Raw genomic sequence first — 24,125 nt, forward strand, 5'->3', positions numbered from 1 at the left:
CTGCGGTGGAGAACATCCACTAACCGGGTGACTGATGGGAATTGAACCCACGACAACCGGGACCACAACCCGGTGCTCTGCCAACTGAGCTACAGCCACCATGCCGTCCGCGCCGGTTTCCCGGGCGGGTGCGGACTAATAATAGCCACACCCGGGCGGGGGCCGTCCAGCGGGTTCCACCCTTCGGCGGGCACCGGCCTAGAGCTGCGCCGCGATCGCCTTCGCCGTCTCGACGTCCGGGCCGGGCAGCGGCACGAACAGGGTGCGCCGGTAGTACTCCAGCTCGCGGATGCTCTCCCGGATGTCGGCCAGGGCCCGGTGCGCCAGCCCCTTGCGGGGCTGACCGAAGTACACCCGGGGGTACCAGCGCCGGCACAGCTCCTTGATCGACGACACGTCGATCATGCGGTAGTGCAGGTGGGCGTCGAGCCGGGTCATGTCCCGGGCGATGAAGCCCCGGTCGGTGGCGATCGAGTTGCCGCACAGCGGCGCGGTACGCGGGTCCTTCACGTGGCTGGTGACGTACTCCAGGACCATGTCCTCGGCCTCGGCGAGGGTGACCGTGGAACGGCGCACCTCCTCGGTGAGCCCGGATTTGGCGTGCATGGTGCGGACGATCTCCGGCATCGCCTCCAGGGCCGCCTCGTCGGCGTGGATGACCACGTCCACGCCCTCCCCCAGCACGTTGAGGTCGGGGTCGGTGACCAGTGCGGCGACCTCGATCAGCTTGTCGCTGCCGAGGTCGAGCCCGGTCATCTCACAGTCGATCCAGACGAGAAGGTCAGCCACCGGAACAGACTACGCGCAGCCCAGGTACCCGCGCCTCGGCACCGTCGCGGGGTGGGACCGCTAGGGTTTCCCCGTGCCCGCCGAATCCGTCGCGTCCCCCGTCACCACCCCGGAGGACCAGCGAAGTCGTACGGCCCGCCGGGTCGTCACGGTGCTGGCGCTGGCGGCCGTGCTGCCGGCGCTCTACCTGCCGGGCCTGGTGCACGACTTCTTCGACCTGAAGATCTACATGCGGGCGATGGACTGGTGGGCGTCCGGGCACCCGCTCTACGACTACGTGCAGCCCGACCGGGTGCAGGGCGAGTTGTACTTCACGTACCCGCCGTTCAGCGCCCTGCTGCTGCGGCCGTTCGGGGTGCTGCCGCTGGGCCTGACCATCGTCATCTTCACGGCGCTGACCTGCTTCGCCGTCGTGGTCACCACCCGGTGGCTGGTGCTGCCGGTGATCGAGCGGCACGGGCTGCACCGGACGTACGCGCTCACCGTGGCGGTGCTGCTGGTCTTCGCGGTGGAGAGCACCCGGGAGACGATCACCTTCGGTCAGATCAACATGCTGCTGGTGGTGCTGATCCTGGCCGACCTGCTCTTCGCCGTACCGCAGGCACGGCGCTGGGCCGGGGTGGGCGTCGGGCTGGCCACGGCGCTCAAGCTGTTCCCGGGCATCTTCATCGTCTACCTGCTGGTGACCCGGCGGTGGCGGGCGGCGGTGGTGGCGAGTGTCACGGCGGCGGCGGCGACGCTGCTGGCCGCCGCGGTGGCCCCCCGCGACTCGTGGCGGTTCTGGACCCACGAACTGTGGGCCACCGACCGGGTGGGGCGCACCGACTACACCGGCAACCAGTCGCTGTTCGGCCTGCTCAGCCGGATCGACGCGCCGCAGGAGCCGAACCGGCTGCTCTGGCTGGTGCTGGTCGTGGCGATCCTCGGGTACGGGTTGTGGCGGGCGGCCCGTGCCGCCGGGAGCGGCGACTGGCTGACCGGCCTCACCCTCACCGGGCTGGTCGGCGGTCTGGTCAGCCCGATCACCTGGACCCACCACATCTACTGGTTCATCCCGGCGGTGGTGGTGCTGGTGGACGCCGCGCTCGACGCGGACCCGGCGACCCAGGCGGGGGCGCGCCGTAGGCGGCGGCTGCTCACCCTCGCCACCGGCACCGGGCTGGTGATCGTCTACGGGGTGGTCTCGTTCCACGACTGGGGGGTCGCCCCGGCCCGTACGGACAACCCGTGGGAGTTCCTGCTGCGCAACGCGTACGTGCTACTGGCGCTGCTGCTGCTCGTGCTGCTGCCGGTCCGCCGGGAGCGCAGGCGGGAGCGGGAGCCCGTGCCGACCGCCGACCGGCAGCACCAATAGGACAGATATTCCCTTATTCTACCTTTGGCGCTAATCTGAGGTCAGTCGGTCACGACCCATGGCACACCGATCCCCCGGTGAGACGGCCCTCCGCGTCGGCAGCGCGGAGGGCCGTCACCGCGTCCGGGCCCGTCCGGCACGGCGGCGTCGACGCGACCGGCCCGCCGGACGCATCCGACGGGCCGGTCGCGGGTGGTGCGGGTCAGGACTTCGGCGTCGGCTCCCGCCGGGTCCGGGCGAAGGCCAGCCCGCCGAGAGCCAGCCCGGCGAGGCCGGCCAGCAGACCGGCGACGCCCAGCACGACCGCCGTCGAACCCGCGTCGTCGTCATCGTCGTCGTCCTTCGCGGCCGGCGCGCCCGCCGCCGCCGGGGCCGCCGAGGGGGACGAACCCGCCGCCGCCAGGGTCAGCACCGGTGCCGGGTTCTCCGGCTCCTCCGCGCCCGGCGTGGGCTCCTCGATCCAGCGCGACACGTTGCCGTCGGAGTAGGTCTGGAGCGTCTTGAAGACCATCCTGTCCACCTGCGGCAGCGGGCCCAGCGAGATCGGGAACTCCTGGAACTCGCCCGGCTTGACACCGCCACCGGCGGCGGCCGTCCAGGTGAGCTTCGACACCGCCTCGGTGAGCTGGCTGCCGTGCACCTCGATCGGCGGGTCCACCTTGCGCTTCTCCACCGCGACCGTCCACCCCGGCACCGGCATCGTGGAGACCGAGCCGACCGGGGCGTTCTCCGGCAGGTTCACCTCGATCTTGACGGTGGAGGCCGTGTCGCTCTCGTTGGGCACCCGGACGGCGAACCGGCCGTAGCTGCCCTGGGTCGCCTCCTTCGGGTTGACCGTGACGTGCGCCGCGGCCGGCCCGGCGAAGCCGAGCACCGTGGCGGTGACGGCGGCGAGGGTGAGCGCGGCGGCGGATGCGGAACGCCGGAGACGGATCATCGGGGACGGGCCCTTCCTTACTTGATCGGCACGGTGGCGGTCACCGTGGCCTGGTCGATGTCGGACGTACGGACCGTGAAGCGCAGTTGCCACTCACCCGCCGACGGGAAGCTGAACTCCCCGGTGGCGTGGTTGTCGGTGAGCTTGAGCAGCGGAATGTCGATCGCCTCGACCCCGGCCGAGGGCAGCGCGGCCGTGGCCTTCCACTCCACCACCGGCTGCGGCCGGTTGTCCGGCGTGTAGGCGTACAGGTGCATCGAGTTGTTGCCCCGCTCGGCCGGGTCCAGCTCCACCTGGAGCGAGTAGATCGGGCTGGTCAGCGTGGTCGAGTAGTAGCCGGCCTCGGCGCCGGAGCCACCGTCGACGGCGGTCCGGGCCGGCGGGGTCTGCACCAGGGTCGCCGTCACCCCCAGGATCACCGCGGTGACCGCCAACTCCACCCACACCGCGCGCCGCACCGGCAACGGCCGGGCCGCCGCGGTCCGCCGGCGCACCAACTGCCGGGAGTACGCGGCCACGGCCACCACCAGCGCGAACAGCCCGATCTTGGCGAGCAACAGCCGGCCGTACGTGGTGCCGGTGAGCGCCTCGACGCTGGCCACCTCGATCAGCCCCTGCACGACGCCGGCCAGCAGCAACGCCGCCACCGCCAGCGCCGCCCAGCGGGACCAGATCGGCAGGATCGCCCCCAGCTCCCGCTCGTCGGCCCGGCGCAGCAGGAACCCGGCCAGCATCACCAGGCCGCCCAGCCAGACCGCCATGCTGCCCAGGTGCACCGCGTCGACGAGCACCGACACCGCCGGTGCCGGGGAGGCCGCCGGGTGCCCGGCCAGCGGCCAGGTGAACAACCCGGCCACCCCGAGCCCGGTCAGGATGATCCCGTCGGTACGCCCCACCGGCCCCCGGGTCAGCGGCCGGAGCAGGAACACCGCCGCCGCGAGCAGGCCCAGCCGGATCAGGTGGGCGGTGCCGTACCCGCTGCCCAGCACCTCGGACAGGCCCTGCCCGGTGACGTCGAACAACCCCCCGCCGGCGGTGTACGGCACCTGCAACCACACCTCGGCCACCGTCGCGACGGCCAGCAGCCCCACGCCGGACCAGAGCAGCCGGGCCGGCCCCCGCCGGGACAGCCGCAGCGGCCAGAGCGCGGCCAGCACCAGCGCCGGACCCACCACCAGCAGCAGGCCCGCGTACCCCAGGTACCTGGCCACCTTCACGCCCACGCCGACCACCGGGTCGGCGCGGCTGTCCGAGCCGGAGTCGGTCGGCGGCGTCGACGGCGCCCCCACCGAGTAGGTGAACGCCCCGGACACCGGGTGGCTGTCGGCGGAGATCACCCGGTAACTGACCAGGTAGGTGCCCTGCGGCCCGGCCGGGTCCACCCCGATCGTCACCACCGACCCCTCGAACCGGGGCTCACCCCGGTCGGCGCGGGAGCCGTCCGGGGCGATGACGCGTACCTTGTCGGGCACCTTGCGGACCGACTCGCTGAACGTCAGCACCACCTCCGACGGGGCGCTCGGCACCACGGACGAGGCCACCGGGCTGCTGCTGGAGAGCACGGCGTGGGCGCCCGCCGGCCCGGCCGGGGCGAGCAGCAGGGCGACGAGGGTGACCAGCAGGCCGGCGGCGGCCCCCAGCCGGGCCAGCCGGCGACGATCGACTGCGTTCATCCCGCCATGCTCGCTGACCGCAGGCCGGTACGCCCACCCGGCCACCCCGCGACGGCACGGGGCGGCCACGGCGGCCGGGGCGCCTGCCGCAGGTGGTGGGGCGTCATGAGCAGGTAGTCGTACGGCGGCGGGAAAAAGTTCCCGGCGTGAGCAGGACCATGGAAAGGGCCGAACGACCCTGCCCGTCCCCGCCACGCCGCGTAGCCTGGCTTGTCGTGATCCCCGCTCACCGCGACCCCTCCGCCACCGGCCGTAGCGGCCCGCCGCCCGGTCCCGACCGGCCCCCGGTCCCCCGGCCGGCGACCCGGCGACCGGTCACCCCGGGGAACCCACGGGCCGGGCGGGACGACCAATGAGGGTGACCACCGCGCGTACCCCCGCCGGCCGCTGGCCGCTCGTCCGCCCCTGGCTCGGCGTCGCCGCCCGGCTCGGCCTGGCCGCCGTCTGGCTGTACGCCGGCGGGACGAAGGTCGGTGACCTCGCCGCCTCCGGCCGGGCCGTCAACGCGTACCAGGTGATGCCCTACGAGGTGGCGACGGCGGTCGGGGCCGCGCTGCCGTTCGTGGAACTGGCGCTGGGCCTGCTGCTGCTCGCCGGGCTGGCGACCCGGCTGAGCGCCGGGATCTCCGCCGCGCTGCTGGTGGTCTTCATCGCCGGCATCGCCTCGGCCTGGGCCCGCGGCCTGGCCATCGACTGCGGGTGCTTCGGCAGCGGCGGGCAGCTCGCCGCCGGCCAGTCCCCGAGCTACCTCCCGGAGATCCTCCGGGACCTGGGATTCCTGGCCCTGGCCGGATTCCTGCTGATCTGGCCCCGCACCCCGTTCTCGGTGGACGGCTGGCTCGCGGGCGACCCATCCGTGGAGGACGACGATGAGCAGTCGTAAGGGACGCAACCAGGCCGCGCGGGTGGTCCGCGAGCAGATCGCCCGGGAGAAGCGCCGCAAGCGGACCCTCTGGACCTCCGTCGGGGCGGTGGTGGTGCTGGTGGTCGCCGGCCTGATCGGATGGAGCGTCTACTCCAGCCAGAAGTCGGACACCTTCACCGCCCCGCCCGGCGCGAACGACGCCGGCACCGGCATCGTGCTCGGCACCGGACCGGTCACCATCGACCTCTACGAGGACTACCTCTGCCCGGCCTGCAAGCAGTTCCAGCAGACCAGCGGGGAGACCGTCAACCAGCTGGTCTCCTCCGGCAAGGCCAAGGTCGTCTTCCACCCGGTCGCCTACCTCAACCGGTTCTCCACCACCGAATACTCCACCCGCTCCTCGGCCGCGTCCGGCTGCGCCGCCATGGGCGGCAAGTTCAAGGAGTTCACCGACGCGCTGTTCGCCCAGCAGCCGGCGGAGGGCAGCGCCGGGCTGAGCAACGACCAGCTGATCGACATCGGCGCGGGTGTCGGGCTGAACAGGGACGACTTCGGCTCCTGCGTCAAGGAGGGGACGTACACGGCGTGGACCGAACACGTCACCGACGACGCCAGCAAGGCCGGGGTCACCGGCACCCCGACCATCAAGGTGAACGGCACCGCCCTGGAGGACCGCAGCCCGGCGGGCATCACCGCGGCCGTGGAGGCGGCCGGCAAGTGACCCCGGCACCCCTGCGGCGGGCCGTACTGCTGGTCACCGCCGTACTGCTCGGCCTACTCGGCGGCGCCGCACCGGCGTACGCGCACGGGGCGGACGCCCCCGACGGCACCGACTACCGCACCACGGTGACCGGGATCACCCCGGCCCGGCCGGGGCTGACCGCGCGGGCCGTCGAGGCGGGTGCCCGGCTGGAACTGGTCAACCACTCCGACCGGGACGTCGAGGTGATCGGCTACTCCGGCGAGCCGTACCTGCGGGTCGGGCCGGGCGGGGTGTACGAGAACGTCCGCTCCCCCGCCACGTACCTCAACCGCACCCTCGCCGGGGACACCGCGCTGCCCGCCACCGCCGATCCGGCCGCCGCCCCGCAGTGGCGTCGGATCGGCGACGACCGGCGGGTCCGCTGGCACGACCAGCGGGCCCTGTGGCGGGAGACCGGGGTGCCCGCCCCGGTGGCCGCCGCCCCGGGCCGGGAACACCGGGTCCGGGAGTGGACCGTCGCGTTGCGCGTCGGCGACGAACCGGCGGAGCTGCGCGGCACCCTCGACTGGGTGCCGCCGCCGGACCCGTACCCCTGGTGGGTGGCCGTGACCCTCGGCGCGCTGCTGGTCGGCGCGGCGGGACTGCTTCCGGCCGGCACCGGCGCGGGGACCCGGGCGCTGCGCGGCGTCGGCGGGGTGCTCGCCCTCGGCGGGGCGGCCGCCGTCGCCCTCGTGCTCGGCCGCGAGCTGGACGCCGGGGCGCAGGGCCTCGGCGGGGTGCTGCTCGGGCTGGCCGCCGGGCAGCTCTGGCCGCTGCTGACCGGGCTGGGCGCGGTGGCCGCCGGCGGGTGGGCGCTGGCCCGCCGGCCCGCCGCCGACTTCGTGCTCGCGCTGGCCGGGGCGTGCCTGGCCCTCTTCGTCGGCGTCGCCAACCTGACCGTGCTGTCCCGCGCCGTCGCCCCGGTGCCCTGGTCGGGCGGCGTCGCGCGGGTGCTGCTGACGGGGGTGCTGGTCGCCGGGGTGGGGGCGGTCGCCGCCGGCCTGCTCCGGCTGCACGCCGCCGCCCGCGCCGCCGCGCCCCGGCCCGCCGCCGAGCCGGCCCGGACCTGACCCGCCACCGGCATGATCAGCCGATCGGCCGGGGGTGGAAGCCGTAGGGCAGTTCGAGGCGGTGACGGGAGAGCAGGTCGGCGTCGGCGAGCAGGTCGGCGGTGGGGGCGTCGGCGACGATCCGGCCGGCGTCCAGGATGACCGCCCGCTCACACAGCTCCGCCGCGTAGGGCAGGTCGTGGGTGACCATCAGCAGGGTCACCGGCAGGGCGCGCAGGATCCCGGCCAGTTCCCGGCGGGCCGCCGGGTCCAGGTTGGACGACGGCTCGTCGAGCACCAGGATCTCCGGACGCATCGCCAGCACGGTGGCCACCGCCACCCGACGCCGCTGCCCGAACGACAGGTGGTGCGGGGCGCGGTCCCGGTGCTCGGCCATCCCCACCGCGGTCAGCGCCTCGTCCACCCGGGCGGCCAGCTCGGCACCGCGCAACCCCAGGTTGGCCGGGCCGAACGCCACGTCCTCGGCGACCGTGGGCAGGAAGAGCTGGTCGTCCGGGTCCTGGAAGACGACACCCACCCGGCGGCGGATCTCGGCCAGGGTGTCCCGGTCCCGGGACACCGTCAGCCCGCCCACGCTCACCGACCCCCCGGTCGGGGTGAGGATGCCGTTGAGGTGCAGCACCAGCGTGGTCTTGCCCGCGCCGTTCGGGCCGAGCAGGGCCACCCGCCCGCCGCGCGGCACGGCCAGGTCCACCCCGGCCAGGGCGACGTGACCGTCCGGGTACGCGTACCGGAGGCCACGGACGTCCAGGGAGACAGCGTCAGGCACGTCCCCGATCATGTCAGGACGACGGCGCTGGCGGCGATCGCCACCGCCGCCAGCGGCACGGTCGCCGCCGCCACCCACTGCCCGGCGGTAGCCGCCCCGGCACCCTGCCAGACCGCCGGCATCCGCCCGGTGTACCCCCGGGAGAGCATCGCCAGGTAGACCCGCTCACCGCGTTCGAAGGCGCGCAGGAACAGCGCGCCCACCCCGGCGGCGAAGCCGCGCAACTGCCACAGGAACCGCGGGTCGTCACCCCGGGAGATCCGGGCCACCCGCATCCGGCGGGCCTCGCCGACCAGCACGTCGAGGTAGCGCAGCATGAAGGTGGCGATCTGGGTGATGATCTGCGGGCAGCGCAGCCGGTCCAGGCCGACGATCAGGTCCCGGGTGGTGGTCGTGGCGGCCAGCAGCAGCGACGCGAGCACCCCCAGGGTGCCCTTGGCGACGATGTTCCACGCCCCGTGCAGGCCGTCCACCGACAGGCTCAGCCCGGCGAACTCGGTGCGCGGGCCCGCCCCGAGGAACGGCAGGGCGACGGCGAACAGCACGAACGGCACCTCGATCGTGGCACGCAGCAGCAGCCAGCGTGGGCCGACCCGGGCCAGCGCGGCGACGACGGCGACCAGCAGGGCGTACCCGCCGAAGGCCCAGAACGCCTCGCGCGGGGTGGCCACCACCGCCACGGTGAACAGCACCATCGCGGCGATCTTCACCTCGGGGGCGAGCCGGTGCACCCGGGAGGGGGTGTCCCGGTAGAGCACGTGCGCGTGTCCGGCACCCACGTCGTACCGCCCGGTCAGTCGGCGGTGCCGGCGGACTGCCGGACGTCGGTGTCGGTGGGCTGCCCGGGGGCGTCGGCCGGGCCACGGCGGCGCAGCAGCCAGAACATGCCGCCGCCGACGGCGAAGGTGAGCAGCACGCCGGCCACCCCGGACAGGCCGGTGGAGAGGAAGCCGTTGTCCACGCCCCGGATGCCGTAGTCGGCCAGCGGGCTGTCGGCCAGTTCGTGGTCCTTCGCCTGCTGGGCCGGGCAGGAGCCGCCGGTGATCTCGTCGTCGGCGTTGACCGTGCAGCCCTTGAGCAGCGACGAGTCCAGACCGTCAGGGTGCGACGAGGCGTAGTTGCTGACCACCCCGGCAAGCACCAGGGCGACCAGCAGGCCGGCCGCCACGAAACCCCAGGACCGCTTCCTCACCGGGCACCTCCGACAGCCGGGACGGGGGCCGGCGCGGTCGCCGGCTTCAGCGCGCGCAACGCGTACACCAGATCGGGTCGGACCTTGGCCACGGTGGCGACCGTGGTCGCGGTGATCAGCCCTTCGCCGATGCCGATCAGCAGGTGGACGCCGGCCATCGTGCCGGCCAGGCCGGTCAGGTTGCCGCCCAGGTCGGTGGTGCCGCCGAGCCAGTACTGCACGACGAACCCCTGGGAGGCGACGACCACGCTGACCAGCGCCGAGACGAAGGCGGTCACGGCCAGGCCGGTGGGGGTGCGGGGCAGCACCCGCAGCAGGCCGGCGATCAGCAGGTACGCCGCCGCGGTGCCGAGCAGCGCCATGTTGGTGATGTTCAGGCCGAGCATCGCGACGCCGCCGTCACCGAAGACCAGCGCCTGCACGATCAGCACCACCGACACGCAGAGCGCGCCTACCCAGGGGCCGACCAGCAGGGCGGCGAGCGCGCCGCCGAGCAGGTGACCGGAGACCCCGGCCGTGAAGATCGGGAAGTTGAGCATCTGCACGGCGAAGATGAACGCGGCGACCAGGCCGGCCATCGGCGCGAGCCGGTCGTCGAGGTCACGTCGGCCGCGTAGCACGCAGAAGGTCAGCGCGGCCAGCGCGACGGCGGCGAAGATCCCCGCGACCGGACCGTTGATGATGCCGTTCGAGATGTGCATCGCCAGGGTTTCCACGGGACCTCCAGTCGGCTGGCGGGACCAGACTATTTCCCGGCACGGGTTGTTGCCAAGACACGGCAACAAGGCATGGCGTTGCTCACCGGCGGGGATCGACCGGGGCGACGCGGCCCGGCGGTAGGGTCGTCGCCATGACCGCGCCCGACCGGCTCGCCCCCGGCGACCCCGCTCCCGACTTCACCCTCCCCACGGACACCGGGGAGACGCTCTCCCTCGCCGCGCTGCGCGGTCGCCGGGTCATCCTGTACGCCTACCCGGCCGCGATGACCCCCGGCTGCACCAAGCAGGCCTGCGACTTCCGCGACTCGCTCGCCTCGCTCCAGGCCGCCGGTTACGAGGTGGTCGGCATCTCCCCCGACCAGCCCGCCAAGCTGGCGAAGTTCCGTGAGCGCGACGCCATCACCTTCCCGCTGGTCGCCGACGTCGACAAGGCGGTGCTCACCGCGTACGGCGCCTTCGGCGAGAAGCAGTCCTACGGCCGTACGGTGACCGGGGTGATCCGGTCCACCTTCGTCATCGACCCGGACGGGAAGATCGAGCACGCGTTCTACAACGTCAAGGCCACCGGCCACGTCGCCAAGCTGCGCCGCGACCTCGGCCTCGACTGAACGCCTCCGGCCGCCGGCCGATGATGTCGGACCCCGCCGCTACTTTGTGCGCATGAGCCGTTACAAGTACACGCCGGAGATGCTCGCCCGGGCGGCGGCGGAGTCCCGCAGCATCGCCGACGTCCTGCGCATTCTCGGGGTCCGGTTCAGCGGTGGTTCACACGCGCACATCAGTCGTCAGCTCAAGCGGTTGGGCATCGACACGTCACACTTCACCGGCCGGCGGGCCGGGGGCAACAGACCGTCCGGGCGGCGCACCCCGTCGGTCCGGGTTCTGCGTCCGCTACCGGCGGGTTCCCGACGGGTGCCGGGGGCCCGCCTGAAGGCCGCGCTGCGTGACATCGGCGTCCCCGACGAGTGCGAGGGGTGCGGCACCGGCCCGTCCTGGCAGGGCCGGCCACTGACCCTGCACGTCGACCACCTCAGCGGCGACTTCGTCGACAACCGGCCGCCGAACCTGCGGCTGCTCTGCCCGAACTGCCACAGCCAGACCCCGACCTACGCCGGGCGTCACCGGTCCGGCGCCAAAGCCCGACCGTCCGGCGTGGTGCCCGGCGTCGCTGTCCCGCCGCCGGCCGCGTACCGTCCGCCAGCCCCGGCACCTGTCGATGCGGAACGGGTCGCGGAGGTGATCCGACAGGTCGAGGCGGGTGTCATCGGGCCGAGCGAGGCGGCCCGGCGGATCGGCTGCCACCGTAACCACGTCGCCCGGCTCCGCCGCCGGCTCGCCACCACCGGCACCGCCGCCGTCCCGCTCCGACCGCGCAGCGGCTCGCCGCACCAGGAAACCGTCCTCCGGTACGCACTGGCCCGTCCCGATCTGGGGCCACGGAAACTCGCCGCGTTCATCCGCGGGGCGACCGGCGACGCCTGCGTCGTCAGTCACGGGACGGTATCGAACATCCTGCGCCGGGCCGGGCTCTCCACCGTTTCCGCGCGACGCTCTAAACTCTGACGCGAGCGGGAGTGGCGGAATGGCAGACGCGGTAGGTTTAGGTCCTATTGTCCGAAAGGACGTGGGGGTTCAAGTCCCCCCTCCCGCACCACACGGCCCTGTCGGGAGGGTCACGATCGCGGGCGTACGACGCGTCGGCGCAGCAGGATCGGCAGGGTGAGCCTGCGTTTCGTCCTCGACCCCGACCTCACCCCCGCACTGCGCGAACAGATCGTCGACCTCTGGGTCGACGTCACCAACGCCGGCGGCGCGGTCGGTTTCGTCGCCCCGGTCAGCACCGCCGACGTACGCCCCGTCGCCGAGGCGACCTTCGCCGCCGTCACCGACGGTCCGGACCGGATGCTGGTCGGCTACGAGGCTGACCGGCCGGTCGCGGTGCTGTTCCTCGCCGACAACCGGTTCGACCTGAAGGCGCACTGGGGCATCCTCAAACGGGTGATGGTGCACCCGGCCACCCAGGGGCGCGGCCACGGTGAGGCCCTGATGCGGGAGGCCGCCCGGCGCGCGCCCGAGCTGGGTTGGCGGGCGCTGCACGTGACGGTGCGCGGCGGACTGGGCCTGGAGAGGTTCTACGACCGGCTCGGTTACCGCGAGGTGGGCCGGCTGCCGGGCGCGCTGCGGGTGGCAGACGACGACCGCGACGAGATCCTCATGTGGCGTGACCTGGACACCCCGGCCTGACGCCGCTCGACCGACGCGGAAAACGACCCGGCAACGTCCCGCCGGCCCCGCGCGGGCCGAGCCGGGATCAGGCGGCCCCGGTGGGAGTCAGCCCCGGGAGGTGCAGTCGACCGGCCGGCCCGCCCCCGGCTCCGCCTTCGACGCGGCGAGCGCGGGTGGGTCGCTGACCTGCGGTGTGCCGGGCGAAGAACTGGCGGAGGCGGCCACCGACGGGCTGGCGGTGGCCCGGCTCGGGCTGGCGCTGGGGCTCGGGGACGACGGCCGGCTGGTCGGGTTCTTCCGCGCGGCGGGGGCGCCGCCGCCGTACATCTTGACGGTGCTGCGCTGGACCCGGCCGGGGGACATGGTGACGCCGCTGGCGGTGACGCGGTGGCCGTACACGTCGGTCACCCGGACGGCGTACGGGCCGGGGCCGGCTCCGGAGTCGATCTGCCAGTAGTTGTAGTCCTGCCGGGCGGCGGTACGCCAGGCGCCGGAGCCCTGCCGCACCTCGACGGCGCGCAGCGGGTTGCCGTGCCCGGCGACCAGCACCGCGAACCAGTACTGCGAGGCACCCTCCTTGATCCGGAAGGTGAGCGGGCCGGACAGTGGCGGGTCGACCGCCGCGCGGTAGCTGACGCTGACGATGCCCTGCACCGGGTCGGCGATCCGGGCGAACGCCTCCCGGGAGAGGTCCACGTGCCCGGGGGCGCACTCCGGGCACTGGTCCATGATCAGGACCCGGACGGTGCCCCGGGGGCCGGTGACGTCGAGGTACCCGCCGCAGGCCGCACCGGCGCTGTACTCGGTGGGGCCGAGCGCCACGTACATCCGGTCGGCCGGGGCGGCCGGGTAGGAGCAGTTCCCGCCGGCCCCCTTCGAGTCGTAGAAGGTGGCTTTGCCCTTGTGGACCGTACTCCCGGTGGGTGGGGCCGCCAGGGGCAGCGGCCCGGCGGCCACCGGCCCGGCACCGGCCAGCCCGGCCGGCGGGGCGGCGCAGGCGGGGGCGGCTCCGGAGCGCAACGCGAGGCTCAACCCGAGCACGGTGGCGAGCGCGGCGACGCCACCGGCGGCCAGCCAGCGGCGACGTCCGCCACCCCGGGCGCGGCGACGCCCCGGCCCGGGACGCCCGGCGGGGGCGCGGCCGTCCGGCCCGAAGTCGGGGTCCTGGGACTCGCTGCCGTCGGTCACGCCGACCGATGCTGCCGCAGGGGACGACCCGGGGACAAGCGGGCTAAGCGAAAGCTAAGCCGGTCAGCCGATCCGGTTGCGGTGGAGCCCCGACGCGATCACGGTTAGTGACCGTAGCGGCTCGGCGATCTCCGGCCGGGTGCGCAGCAGGTCCTCCAGGCGGACCCGCCAGCGGCCGGCTTCGACGGCGGCGGCCTCGGGCGTCGTCCGGGCCCAGGGCCACAGCCGCTGCCGGGTGTCCTGAAGGGACCGCGCGTGCTCGGGGCCGAGCAGTTCGCCGGCTTCGGCGCACAGCCAGTCGAAGAGTCGGTCGTCGGGGACGGCCGAGACGATCAGGCGGGCCATGTCCCAGGCCACGCGGGGGTGGTGGAGAACCTGCATGCCGGCTCCTCCGTCGGTGGTGGTGGTTCGGCAATCATCGATCCGCGACCGGCCCGGGGGCAATACCCGGTCGGCCTGCGCCGCTGCTGCCGCAGCCGGGTCGTCCCGTGCCCGGCGTGGCCGTCGGCCTCCGGCAGTGCGGCCAGTTGCAGGCCGACCCGGGTCACCGCCGGTCGGGCCTCACCAGGCGACGCCGATGCCGTCGCCGGGGTACCAGTGGTCGAGCGGGGTCTCCCGGTAGGCGAGGAACCGGCGGCCGGTGCGTTCGGCGTGTTCGGCGAGCACCCCGGTGGTGGTGACGTTGTCGGTGAGCAGGATCGCGCCGGGGGCCAGCTGGGGCTCGACGGCGTCGAACTCGCGGCGTTCGTGGTCGTGGCTGTGGTCGCTGTCGTGCAGGAACAGGTCGACCGGCCGGTCAAGCGCGGCGATCGCCGTCACCGAGTCGCCGACGACCAGGTCCGTCACGTCGGCCCAGGGCGCGCTGCGGGCCAGGTATCCGGCCTCCGGGTTGACGTCGATCGAGGTGAGCCGGCCGGGGTGGCCCTCGGCGGCGTTGCGCAGCAGGGCGGCGGCCAGGACGCAGCTGCCCAGCCCCTTGTCGGTGCCGGTTTCGACGACGTGGGCGGGTCGGGTGGCCCGGACGATCGCGTACCAGCCGACCCGGCGCGCGTAGCGGACCCGGCGGTCGGCCAGGCCGCGCCGGGCGGACCGGGCGGTGGCCTGTTCGATGTGCCGGCGCAGCGCCGCGTCGCCGGTGATCTCGGCGAGGTACCCCCGGACGCGGGCCACCGGAACGTCGCAGACCACGCTGACGAACCAGGTGAGGTGTTCCCGGCTGAGCCGGGTCAGTTCGTAGGTGTAGTTGTGGTGCTCCCGGGAGGTGGCCAGCCACCGGGCCGAGGTGCGCAGCACCTTCGCGTCGTACCGGGCGACCCGGGCGAGCCGCCCGGGGAAGGCGGCCACCGGTGCCAGCGGGGTGCGGGCGATGGCCCGGCGCAGTTTCGTCGCGTCCACCGCGCGGTTCTACCAGCCGCAGGTGACGGGCGGCTGAACGTCCAGCGTACGGCGGCTTTTCGGGCCTGGTGCCATCGGGTGGACGCGGGCTGCCGTGCTGGGTGACGGCTCAGTAACATGCGGCCGTGCCAGCAGGTGAGAGCGTTTCGGAATCCATCCCGACCCCGTCCGTCGACGCCCCGGGGCCGACACCGAGGCGTCGGCGGGGCTGGCGGATCGCGCTGGTGGCGCTGCTGGCGCTGGCCCTGCTGGGGGTGGCCGGCGTCGGCGCGGGCGCGCTCTATCTGCGCTCGGTCGAGCAGGACGTCGAGCGGGTGGACGCCTTCACCGGGGTGCCGACGCAGGACCGGCCGCCGGTGGTCGCCCGGGACGCCATGAACATCATGATCCTGGGCAGCGACTCCCGCGACCCGGAGCGGACCGAGGGGTCCCGCACCGACACGATCATCCTGGCCCACCTGCCGAAGGACCGGAAGAGCGCCCAGCTCGTCTCGATCCCCCGGGACACCTGGGTCCGCGTACCCCGGTCGGCGGACGGCCGGCACGGCGGCCGGACCGCGAAGATCAACGCGGCGTACGCCTGGGGTGGGATTCCGCTGATGGTGCAGACCGTCGAGGAGTTCACCCGGGTTCACGTCGACCACGTGGCGGTGGTCGACTTCGCCGGCTTCCAGGAGATCATCGACGCCCTGGGCGGGGTGGACATCACCGTCGACCACCGGTTCACCTCGATCCACCCGCCGCTGCGCACCTTCCCCGCCGGCCGGCAGACGATGGACGGGGCGACGGCGCTGGACTACTCCCGCCAGCGCAAGCAGTTCCCGGACGGCGACTTCGCCCGCATCCGGCACCAGCAGCAGGTGATCCGGGCGATCCTCGACAAGGCCGCCAGCGGCGGCATCCTCACCAGCCCGGGAAAGCTCAACGACTTCGTCCGGGCCACCTCGGCCTCGGTCTCCGTCGACCGGGAGATGTCGCTGCTGGACCTGGCGACCGAACTGCGCGGCCTGCGCGGCGGCAACCTCACCTTCGTCACCAGCCCGTCGCGGGGCACCGGACGGGTGGGCTCCGAGAGCGTGGTCTTCGCCGACGAGCAGAAGTCCGAGGTGTTCTACGATGCGGTCCGCCGGGACGCCACCGCCGAGATCGTCCGCGCCGCCCGCTGAGCCGGCTCGCCTCCGGAGGGGGAGGCCGGAGGCCGGTGCTTGCCACTGAAATTTTTCATGCATAGAGTCACTGCATGAATGACGGAGCCGTCGCCGCGCCACCGGACCGGCTGCTCGACCTGTTCCACGGCGTCCGGCTCACCCCCACCCAGCGGCGCATCGCGCACTGCCTGGTGCAGCACGCCGCCACCGTGGCCTACCTGTCGGCCGCCGAGGTGGCCGAGTTGGCCGGGGTCAGCCAACCCTCGGTGACCCGGTTCGCCGTGGCGCTCGGCCACGACGGCTACCCGGCGCTGCGCCGCCGGCTGCGGGAGCTGACCGCCGGCCCCGACGGCCGCGCCGACGACGGCAACGAACTGCAACGCGCGGTACGCGCCGAGATGGCGAACCTGGACCGGCTGGCCGGCGAACTGGCCGACCGGGACCGGATCGCCGCCGCCGGCCGGCTGCTCGCGGCGAGCCGCCCGCTGCCGGTGCTGGGCCTGCGCGCCGCCGCGCCACTGGCCGCCTACTTCGCCTACTTCGCCGCCAAGGTGCTGCCCGACGTCCGGGTTATCGACGACGGTGGCAGCCTGCTCACCGACCGGCTCGAACAGGCCGCCTCGGCCGGGGCGGACGCGCTGCTCGCCTTCGTGCTGCCCCGCTACCCCCGGGAGACCCTCGACGCGCTGCGCGCGGCCCGCGACGCCGGCCTCACCGTCGTGGCGATCACCGACTCCCCGGTCAGCCCCGCAACCGAGTACGCCGAGCTGGTGCTCCCCGCCGCCGTCGGCACCGACCTCGTCTTCGACCTGCACACCGCCCCGATGACCCTGGCCATGGTGGTGCTCCAGGCGATCTGCGACGCCGCCCCGATCCAGACCCAGCAGCGCCTGGAGGCGTTCGAGTCGTCCGCCGCCCGCCGTCAGTTGTTCCTCGGCTGAGAGGAGTACGCCATGCACCAGCCCGTCCGTGCCGCCCGTGGCACCACCCGTACCGCGCAGGGGTGGCCGCAGGAGGCCGCCCTGCGGATGCTGATGAACAACCTCGACCCGGAGGTGGCCGAACGCCCCGACGACCTGGTGGTCTACGGCGGCACCGGGAAGGCGGCCCGGGACTGGCCGTCGTACCACGCGCTGGTGCGCACCCTCACCGACCTGCGCGACGACGAGACGATGCTGGTGCAGTCTGGTCGCCCGGTCGGGGTGCTGCGTACCCACGAGTGGGCCCCCCGGGTGCTGCTGGCCAACTCCAACCTGGTCGGCGACTGGGCCACCTGGCCCGAGTTCCGCCGGCTGGAGTCGCTCGGCCTGACCATGTACGGGCAGATGACCGCCGGCTCGTGGATCTACATCGGCACCCAGGGCATCCTCCAGGGCACCTACGAGACGTTCGCCGCCGTCGCCGCGAAGTGCTTCGGCGGCAGCCTCGCCGGGACGCTGACCCTCACCGCCGGCTGCGGCGGGATGGGCGGGGCGCAGCCGCTGGCGGTCACCATGAACGACGGCGTCTGCCTGATCGTCGACGTGGACCGCAGCCGGCTCGACCGGCGGGTGCACGACCGCTACCTCGATGAGGTCGCCGACTCGCTCGACGACGCCGTCGCCCGGGTGCTGGCCGCCAAACGGGACCGGCGGGCGCTCAGCGTCGGCGTGGTCGGCAACGCCGCCACCGTCTTCCCCGAGTTGCTGCGCCGGGGGGTCGCCGTCGACGTGGTGACCGACCAGACCAGTGCGCACGACCCGCTGTCGTACCTGCCGGAGGGGGTGGAGCCGGCCGACGCCCGGGACTACGCGGCGGCCAAGCCGGCCGAGTTCACCGACCGGGCGCGGGCGTCGATGGCGAAGCACGTCGAGGCGATGGTGGGCTTCCTCGACGCGGGCGCGGAGGTGTTCGACTACGGCAACTCGATCCGGGGCGAGGCGCAGCTCGGCGGGTACGCGCGCGCGTTCGACTTCCCCGGTTTCGTGCCCGCGTACATCAGGCCGCTGTTCTGCGAGGGCAGGGGGCCGTTCCGCTGGGCGGCGCTCTCCGGCGACCCGGCCGACATCGCCGCCACCGACCGGGCCATCCTCGACCTGTTCCCCGAGAACGAGTCGCTGGCCCGGTGGATGCGGATGGCCGGCGAACGGGTCGCCTTCCAGGGGTTGCCGGCCCGGATCTGCTGGCTGGGCTACGGCGAGCGGGACATCGCCGGGGTGCGGTTCAACGACATGGTCGCCGCCGGGGAGCTGTCCGCGCCGGTCGTGATCGGCCGGGACCACCTGGACTGCGGCAGCGTCGCCAGCCCGTACCGGGAGACCGAGGCGATGGCCGACGGCTCCGACGCGATCGCCGACTGGCCGCTGCTCAACGCTCTGGTCAACACGGCAAGCGGGGCGTCCTGGGTGTCGATCCACCACGGCGGCGGGGTCGGCATCGGCCGGTCGCTGCACGCCGGTCAGGTCTGCGTCGCCGACGGCACCGCGCTGGCCGGGCAGAAGATCGAACGGGTGCTCACCAACGACCCGGCGATGGGTGTCATCCGGCACGTCGACGCCGGCTACGACACCGCCCGCGACGTCGCCGGGCGCGACAACGTCCGCATCCCCATGGCGGAGCACCGGTGAGCGCGAGGAGCGCAGCGCAGCGGAGCCCCGCAGTCGCGAACGAAGGGGAAACCGCGTGAGCGACCTCGCCGGGCGGTTCCGGGAGTTGTGGGACGAGATCGCGCCGGTCGGCCGGGACGCCGGCAGCGGCGGCTATCTGCGGTACGCGCTGACCCCGCCGGAGCTGCGGCTGCGGGAGTGGTTCCGGGCGCAGGCCGACCTGCGGGGCATGCCGGTCAGCGGGGACGGCAACGGCAACCTGTTCGCCTGGTGGGGTGAGCCGAACACCGGCGGGCCGAACACCGGCGGGCCGGCCGGCACCGGGGCGGTGCTGACCGGCAGCCACTTCGACTCGGTGCCGCACGGCGGGGCGTACGACGGGCCGCTCGGCATCGTCAGCGCGTTGCTCGCCGTGGACGAGCTGCGGGCCGCAGGCGTCACCCCGGTCCGGCCGGTGGTGGTGGCCGCGTTCGTCGAGGAGGAGGGCGCGCGGTTCGGCGTACCGTGCCTGGGGTCGAGGCTGCTCACCGGCGAGATCGACGCCGACCGCGCGGCCGGGCTGCGCGACGCGGCCGGGGTGAGCTTCGCCGAGGCGCTGGGCCACCGGCCGGCGGGTGCCGACCCGGCGCTGCTCGGCCGGTTCACCGCCTTCGTGGAGCTGCACATCGAGCAGGGGCGGGCGCTGGTCGACGCCGACGCGCCGGTCGCGGTGGGCAGCGCCATCTGGCCGCACGGCCGGTGGCGCTTCGAGCTGCGCGGCGAGGGCAACCACGCCGGTACGACCCGGATGGGCGACCGCCGCGACCCGATGCTCACCTTCGCGTTCACCGTGCTCGCCGCGAACAAGGAGGCCCGGCTGCGCTACGCGCACGCCACCGTCGGCCGGGTGGCGGTGGAACCCAACGCCACCAACGCCATCCCGTCGACGGTGACCGGCTGGCTGGACGCCCGCGCCGCCGCGCCGGACACCCTGCACGACCTGGTCGAGGCGGTCCGGGCCAAGGCCGCCGAACGGGCCCGCCGCGACGGCACCGAGCTGACCGTGACCCGGGAGTCGGCCACCCCGTTGGTCACCTTCGACGGTGGGCTCGCCGACCGGCTGGCGGGGCTGCTCGGCGCGCCGGTGCTGCCCACCGGGGCCGGCCACGACGCCGGGGTGCTCGCCGCGCACCTGCCCACCGCGATGCTGTTCGTCCGCAACCCGACCGGGGTGTCGCACTCCCCCGCCGAGTCGGCCACCGACGACGACTGTGCGGCCGGGGTGGTCGCGCTGGCCCGGGTGCTGGAGGAGCTGGCATGCCACTGACCCGTTGGCTGGCCGAGCAGGCGTGGCTGCCCGACCGTGCCGCGCCGACCCCGGACGTGCTGATCGAGGCCGAGGACGGCCGGTTCACCGCCGTCACCCCGCTGACCCCCGGCGACGCGCCGCACACCGGGGTGGAGGTGCTGGCCGAGGCGGTACGGCTGCCCGGCCTCACCCTGCCCGGCCTGGCCAACGCCCACTCGCACGCCTTCCACCGGGCGTTGCGCGGGCGTACCCACGGCGGGCGGGGTGACTTCTGGAGCTGGCGGGAGGAGATGTACGCCGTCGCCGGCCGGCTCGACCCCGACACGTACCTGGCGCTGGCCCGGGCCGCGTACGCGGAGATGGCGCTGGCCGGGGTGACCTGCGTCGGCGAGTTCCACTACCTGCACCACGGCCCCGACGGCCGGCCGTACGACGACCCGAACGCGATGGGCGCGGCGCTGGTCGAGGCGGCGGCACAGGCCGGCATCCGGATCACCCTGCTGGACGCCTGCTACCTGACCGCCTCGGTGGCCGGGGAACCGCTGGCCGGGGTGCAGCGGCGCTTCGGCGACGGGGACGCGCACCGCTGGGCGGACCGGGTCGACGGGTTCCGCCCGGCCGGGGCGCACGCGCTGCGCGGGGCGGCGATCCACTCGGTACGCGCGGTGCCGGCCGACCAGCTCGCCACCGTCGCCGGGTGGGCGTACCGGCAGGGCGCTCCGCTGCACGCGCACCTGTCGGAGCAGCCGGCCGAGAACGACGCCTGCCGGGCGGCGCACGGGCGCACCCCGACCGGGCTGCTCGCCGAACGCGGGGTGCTCGGCCCGGACGTCACCGCCGTGCACGCCACCCACCCGACAAGCGCCGACCTGGCCCTGCTGGCCGGGCACCGGACCGGGGTGTGTCTGTGCCCCACCACGGAACGGGACCTGGCCGACGGGATCGGACCGGCCCGGCTGATGGCCGACGCCGGCATCCCACTGAGCCTGGGCAGCGACGCCCACGCCGTGGTCGACCTGTTCGAGGAGGCCCGCGCGGTAGAGCTGGACGAGCGGCTGCGTACCCGGCGACGCGGGCACTTCACCGCCGCCGCCTTGCGTGACGCGGCCACCGTCACCGGGCACGCCGCGCTGGGCTGGGCCGACGCCGGACGGATCGCCGTCGGGGAACGCGCCGACCTGGTGACCGTACGGCTGGACAGCCCGCGTACCGCCGGGGTGCCGCCGGTGGGGGTGTTCTTCGCGGCCACCGCCGCCGACGTCGACCAGGTGGTGGTGGACGGGCGGCAGGTGGTACGCGACGGCCGGCACCTGACCGTGGACGTGCCGGCGGAGCTGCGCACGGCGCTCGCGGCGGTGACCGGTGGCTAGCCGCACCGGGCCGGCTGCGGGCGGGGCGCGGCGGCCGGCGGCGGGAGGTGTGTCGTGAGCAGTCTGCTGGTCGACGACATCGGCGAGTTGGTCACCAACGTGCCGACCCCCGGCGGCGGGCCGCTGGGCCTGCGGCGGGGGGTCGCCCTGCTGGTGGAGGCGGGTCGGGTCGTCTGGATCGGGCCGTCCCGGTATGCGCCGGCCGCCGACCGGCGCATCGACGCCGGGGGCGGTGCGGTGCTGCCCGGGTTCGTGGACAGCCACGCCCACCTGGTGTTCGCCGGGGACCGGGCGGCCGAGTTCGCGGCCCGGATGGCCGGAGAGCCCTACACCGGGGGCGGCATCCGGACCACGGTCGGCGCGACCCGGGCGGCCTCCGACGACGACCTGCGGGACACCGTGCGCCGGCTGCGCGACGAGGCGATGCGGCAGGGCACCACCACCATGGAGATCAAGAGCGGGTACGGCCTGACCGTCGCCGACGAGGCCCGCTCGCTGCGGATCGCCGCCGAGGTGACCGCCGAGACCACCTTCCTCGGCGCGCACGTCGTCCCCGCCGAGTACGCGGGCCGCCCCGACGACTACGTGGGACTGGTGTGCGGGCCGATGCTCACCGCCGCCACGCCGTACGCCCGCTGGGTGGACGTGTTCTGCGAGCGGGGCGCGTTCGACGCCGACCACGCGCGGGCCATCCTCACCGTCGGGCAGGCCGCCGGTCTGGGGCTGCGGTTGCACGCCAACCAGCTCGGCCCGGGGCCGGGGGTACGGCTCGGGGTGGAGCTGGGCGCGGCCAGCGTCGACCACTGCACCCACCTGTCCGACGCCGACGTCGACGCGCTGGCCGGTTCGGCCACCACCGACGGGTCCACCGTGGCGACCCTGCTGCCGGGGGCGGAGTTCTCCACCCGGTCGCCGTACCCGGACGCCCGGCGGCTGCTCGACGCGGGGGTGACCGTGGCACTGGCCACGGACTGCAACCCCGGGTCGTCGTACACCTCGTCGATGCCGTTCTGTGTCGCGCTGGCCGTCCGCGAGATGCGGATGACCCCGGCGGAGGCGGTGTGGGCCGCGACGGCGGGCGGCGCGCGGGCGTTGCGCCGCACCGACGTCGGGGTGCTGCGCCCGGGGGCGCGGGCCGACCTGATGATCCTCGACGCCCCGTCCCACCTGCACCTGGCCTACCGGCCGGGGGTTCCCCTGATCCGCCAGGTTCTGCACAACGGAGTGCCGCAATGTCGACTGTGACCGTCCAGCCCACCGGAATCACCCCCGCCGACGTGCTCGCCGTGGCGCGCGGCGACGCCCGGGTGGTCCTCGCCCCGGCCGCCGTCGACGCGATGGCCGCCAGCCGCCGCATCGTGGACGGCATCGAGGCCGCCGGCCGCCCGGTGTACGGCGTCTCCACCGGCTTCGGGGCGCTGGCGAACACGTTCGTCGCCCCGCAGCGGCGGGCCGAGTTGCAGCACGCGCTGATCCGCTCGCACGCCGCCGGGATCGGCGCGTCGATGCCCCGCGAGGTGGTCCGGGCGATGATGCTGCTGCGGGTCCGTTCGCTGGCGCTGGGCCGCTCCGGGGTCCGGCCGCTGGTCGCGCAGGCGCTCGTCGACCTGCTCAACGCCGACGTCACCCCGTGGGTGCCGGAGCACGGGTCGCTCGGCGCGTCCGGTGACCTGGCGCCGCTGGCGCACTGCGCGCTGGTGCTGCTCGGCGAGGGGTGGGTGCTCGGTCCGGCCGGCGAACGGGTCGACGCCGCCGACGCGTTGCGGGCGGCCGGGCTGGCCCCGGTGGCGTTGGCCGCCAAGGAGGGGCTGGCGCTGATCAACGGCACCGACGGCATGCTCGGCATGCTGCTGCTGGCCGTCGCGGACGCCCGGCACCTGTTCGCCATGGCCGACGTGACCGCCGCGCTGGCCATCGAGGCGATGCTCGGCTCGGAACGGCCGTTCCTGCCGGAGCTGCACGCCATCCGGCCGCACCCGGGGCAGGCCGCGTCGGCGGCGAACATCCACCGGCTGCTGCAGGACTCGCGGGTGATGGACTCGCACCGCGACGACCTGGCGCACGCCGTGCAGGACGCGTACTCGATGCGGTGTGCCCCGCAGGTGGCCGGGGCGGCCCGGGACACCCTCGACTTCGTCGCGACGGTGGCCGGCCGGGAGCTGGTCTCGGTGGTGGACAACCCGGTGGTGCTGCCGGACGGCCGGGTCGAGTCGACAGGCAACTTCCACGGCGCTCCGCTCGGCTTCGCCGCCGACTACCTGGCCATCGCCGCCGCCGAGGTGGGGGCGATCGCCGAACGGCGGGTGGACCGGCTGCTCGACGTGACCCGCAACCGGGACCTGCCGGCGTTCCTGTCCCCGGACGCCGGGGTGAACTCCGGGTTGATGATCGCCCAGTACACGGCCGCCGGGATCGTCGCGGAGAACCGCCGGCTGGCCGCGCCCGCCTCGGTCGACTCGCTGCCCACCAGCGGGATGCAGGAGGACCACGTGTCGATGGGGTGGGCGGGGGCCAGGAAGCTGCGCACCGTGCTGGACAACCTGACCAGCCTGCTCGCCGTGGAGCTGCTGGCAGCCGTGCGGGGGCTGCAACTACGCGCGCCGTTGGAGCCGTCACCGGCCGGGCGGGCCGCGCTGGACGCCCTCGGCCCGGCGGCGGGCGAGCCCGGCCCGGACGTCTTCCTCGCCCCGGTGCTGGCGGCGGCCCGGTCGGTGCTCGCCGGCCCGGACCTGCGGGCCGCCATCGAACGCGCGGTCGGCCCGCTGCGCTGAGCACCGTCCACCCCGGACGGCACCGCCCGTTCCCCGCCGGGGAA

24 protein-coding genes and 2 tRNA genes are annotated in these 24,125 nt (G+C 74.4%); 15 read left to right on the plus strand and 11 right to left on the minus strand.

What is annotated here, in order from left to right:
- Positions 1-26: 26 nt before the first annotated feature.
- Positions 27-99, minus strand: a tRNA-His gene (locus tag ACN260_RS23705).
- Between the two features lie 99 nt (positions 100-198).
- Complete coding sequence (gene orn, locus ACN260_RS23710; protein ID WP_421485925.1) at positions 199-789, minus strand: oligoribonuclease; 591 nt, start codon at positions 787-789, stop codon at positions 199-201.
- Positions 790-862: 73 nt separating this feature from the next.
- Between orn and ACN260_RS23715 the strand changes: the two genes are divergently transcribed.
- Positions 863-2,143 carry a glycosyltransferase 87 family protein gene (locus tag ACN260_RS23715; RefSeq protein WP_422753115.1) on the plus strand — a complete coding sequence of 427 codons (1,281 nt, stop codon included), beginning with the start codon at positions 863-865 and terminating at the stop codon, positions 2,141-2,143.
- A 202-nt stretch (positions 2,144-2,345) separates the two neighbouring features.
- Here the strand turns inward: ACN260_RS23715 and ACN260_RS23720 are convergent, their stop codons facing one another.
- Positions 2,346-3,080, minus strand: a complete 735-nt coding sequence (locus tag ACN260_RS23720; RefSeq protein WP_422753116.1) for a YcnI family protein — start codon at positions 3,078-3,080, stop codon at positions 2,346-2,348.
- A 17-nt stretch (positions 3,081-3,097) separates the two neighbouring features.
- Positions 3,098-4,753, minus strand: coding sequence for a copper resistance CopC/CopD family protein (locus ACN260_RS23725; RefSeq protein ID WP_422753117.1), 1,656 nt, complete (start codon positions 4,751-4,753; stop codon positions 3,098-3,100).
- Positions 4,754-5,105: 352 nt separating this feature from the next.
- Here ACN260_RS23725 and ACN260_RS23730 point away from each other — a divergent pair, with 352 nt between their 5' ends.
- The 3 genes from ACN260_RS23730 to ACN260_RS23740 are packed head-to-tail and all read left to right on the plus strand — an operon-like array spanning position 5,106 to position 7,430.
- The gene (locus tag ACN260_RS23730) at positions 5,106-5,636 is read left to right on the plus strand and encodes a MauE/DoxX family redox-associated membrane protein (RefSeq protein WP_422753118.1); all 531 of its coding nucleotides are present in this window, start codon (positions 5,106-5,108) and stop codon (positions 5,634-5,636) included.
- Positions 5,623-6,339, plus strand: coding sequence for a DsbA family protein (locus ACN260_RS23735; protein WP_422753119.1), 717 nt, complete (start codon positions 5,623-5,625; stop codon positions 6,337-6,339). The genes ACN260_RS23730 and ACN260_RS23735 overlap by 14 nt, the downstream gene beginning before the upstream one ends.
- On the plus strand, positions 6,336-7,430 hold the full coding sequence (locus tag ACN260_RS23740) for a hypothetical protein (protein WP_422753120.1): 1,095 nt from the start codon (positions 6,336-6,338) through the stop codon (positions 7,428-7,430). Before ACN260_RS23735 ends, ACN260_RS23740 begins: the two co-directional genes overlap by 4 nt.
- Positions 7,431-7,446: 16 nt before the next feature.
- Here ACN260_RS23740 and ACN260_RS23745 read toward each other — a convergent pair whose 3' ends face one another.
- Genes ACN260_RS23745 through ACN260_RS23760 form a run of 4 tightly spaced genes read right to left on the minus strand, consistent with a single transcriptional unit; the run spans position 7,447 to position 10,107 of the window.
- Positions 7,447-8,211, minus strand: coding sequence for an energy-coupling factor ABC transporter ATP-binding protein (locus tag ACN260_RS23745; RefSeq protein WP_422753121.1), 765 nt, complete (start codon positions 8,209-8,211; stop codon positions 7,447-7,449).
- Positions 8,208-8,978 carry a cobalt ECF transporter T component CbiQ gene (gene cbiQ / locus ACN260_RS23750; RefSeq protein WP_422753122.1) on the minus strand — a complete coding sequence of 257 codons (771 nt, stop codon included), beginning with the start codon at positions 8,976-8,978 and terminating at the stop codon, positions 8,208-8,210. Before cbiQ ends, ACN260_RS23745 begins: the two co-directional genes overlap by 4 nt.
- 14 nt (positions 8,979-8,992) lie before the next feature.
- Positions 8,993-9,391 (minus strand): PDGLE domain-containing protein, encoded by a 399-nt coding sequence (locus ACN260_RS23755; protein WP_422753123.1) that lies wholly within the window; start codon positions 9,389-9,391, stop codon positions 8,993-8,995.
- Positions 9,388-10,107: an energy-coupling factor ABC transporter permease gene (locus ACN260_RS23760; RefSeq protein ID WP_145918134.1), complete on the minus strand. Its 720-nt coding sequence runs from the start codon at positions 10,105-10,107 to the stop codon at positions 9,388-9,390. The genes ACN260_RS23755 and ACN260_RS23760 overlap by 4 nt, the downstream gene beginning before the upstream one ends.
- A gap of 134 nt (positions 10,108-10,241) precedes the next feature.
- Here ACN260_RS23760 and bcp point away from each other — a divergent pair, with 134 nt between their 5' ends.
- The 4 genes from bcp (at position 10,242) to ACN260_RS23780 (ending at position 12,354) form a co-directional block, all read left to right on the plus strand.
- Positions 10,242-10,718 carry a thioredoxin-dependent thiol peroxidase gene (gene bcp, locus ACN260_RS23765; RefSeq protein ID WP_422753124.1) on the plus strand — a complete coding sequence of 159 codons (477 nt, stop codon included), beginning with the start codon at positions 10,242-10,244 and terminating at the stop codon, positions 10,716-10,718.
- Between the two features lie 52 nt (positions 10,719-10,770).
- Positions 10,771-11,673 (plus strand): hypothetical protein, encoded by a 903-nt coding sequence (locus ACN260_RS23770; RefSeq protein ID WP_422753125.1) that lies wholly within the window; start codon positions 10,771-10,773, stop codon positions 11,671-11,673.
- Positions 11,674-11,678: 5 nt separating this feature from the next.
- Positions 11,679-11,764, plus strand: a tRNA-Leu gene (locus ACN260_RS23775).
- A gap of 65 nt (positions 11,765-11,829) precedes the next feature.
- Positions 11,830-12,354 (plus strand): GNAT family N-acetyltransferase, encoded by a 525-nt coding sequence (locus ACN260_RS23780; protein WP_422753126.1) that lies wholly within the window; start codon positions 11,830-11,832, stop codon positions 12,352-12,354.
- A gap of 87 nt (positions 12,355-12,441) precedes the next feature.
- Here ACN260_RS23780 and ACN260_RS23785 read toward each other — a convergent pair whose 3' ends face one another.
- From ACN260_RS23785 to ACN260_RS23795, 3 genes are all read right to left on the minus strand, one after another.
- A complete protein-coding gene (locus tag ACN260_RS23785; protein ID WP_422753127.1) occupies positions 12,442-13,524 on the minus strand; it encodes an expansin EXLX1 family cellulose-binding protein in 1,083 nt (360 codons plus the stop codon).
- A gap of 63 nt (positions 13,525-13,587) precedes the next feature.
- A complete protein-coding gene (locus tag ACN260_RS23790; RefSeq protein WP_422753128.1) occupies positions 13,588-13,905 on the minus strand; it encodes a hypothetical protein in 318 nt (105 codons plus the stop codon).
- A 180-nt stretch (positions 13,906-14,085) separates the two neighbouring features.
- On the minus strand, positions 14,086-14,919 hold the full coding sequence (locus ACN260_RS23795) for an O-methyltransferase (protein ID WP_422753129.1): 834 nt from the start codon (positions 14,917-14,919) through the stop codon (positions 14,086-14,088).
- A 221-nt stretch (positions 14,920-15,140) separates the two neighbouring features.
- On the opposite strand from ACN260_RS23795, the gene ACN260_RS23800 reads away from it, so the two are divergent.
- The 7 genes from ACN260_RS23800 (at position 15,141) to hutH (ending at position 24,081) form a co-directional block, all read left to right on the plus strand.
- Positions 15,141-16,085: an LCP family protein gene (locus tag ACN260_RS23800; RefSeq protein ID WP_422756810.1), complete on the plus strand. Its 945-nt coding sequence runs from the start codon at positions 15,141-15,143 to the stop codon at positions 16,083-16,085.
- Positions 16,086-16,159: 74 nt separating this feature from the next.
- Complete coding sequence (locus ACN260_RS23805) at positions 16,160-17,008, plus strand: MurR/RpiR family transcriptional regulator (RefSeq protein WP_422753130.1); 849 nt, start codon at positions 16,160-16,162, stop codon at positions 17,006-17,008.
- Between the two features lie 12 nt (positions 17,009-17,020).
- Positions 17,021-18,673 (plus strand): urocanate hydratase, encoded by a 1,653-nt coding sequence (gene hutU, locus ACN260_RS23810; RefSeq protein WP_422753131.1) that lies wholly within the window; start codon positions 17,021-17,023, stop codon positions 18,671-18,673.
- Between the two features lie 55 nt (positions 18,674-18,728).
- On the plus strand, positions 18,729-19,958 hold the full coding sequence (locus ACN260_RS23815; protein WP_422753132.1) for an allantoate amidohydrolase: 1,230 nt from the start codon (positions 18,729-18,731) through the stop codon (positions 19,956-19,958).
- Complete coding sequence (locus ACN260_RS23820; protein ID WP_422756811.1) at positions 19,955-21,310, plus strand: formimidoylglutamate deiminase; 1,356 nt, start codon at positions 19,955-19,957, stop codon at positions 21,308-21,310. Before ACN260_RS23815 ends, ACN260_RS23820 begins: the two co-directional genes overlap by 4 nt.
- Before the next feature lie 54 nt (positions 21,311-21,364).
- Complete coding sequence (gene hutI, locus ACN260_RS23825; RefSeq protein WP_422753133.1) at positions 21,365-22,555, plus strand: imidazolonepropionase; 1,191 nt, start codon at positions 21,365-21,367, stop codon at positions 22,553-22,555.
- Entirely contained in the window at positions 22,543-24,081 is a 1,539-nt protein-coding gene (gene hutH, locus ACN260_RS23830) for a histidine ammonia-lyase (protein ID WP_422753134.1), read from the plus strand. Before hutI ends, hutH begins: the two co-directional genes overlap by 13 nt.
- The last annotated feature ends 44 nt before the right edge of the window (positions 24,082-24,125 follow it).

It is taken from the genome of Micromonospora sp. WMMD708 (assembly GCF_049315245.1).
GTDB lineage: Bacteria > Actinomycetota > Actinomycetes > Mycobacteriales > Micromonosporaceae > Micromonospora > Micromonospora wenchangensis.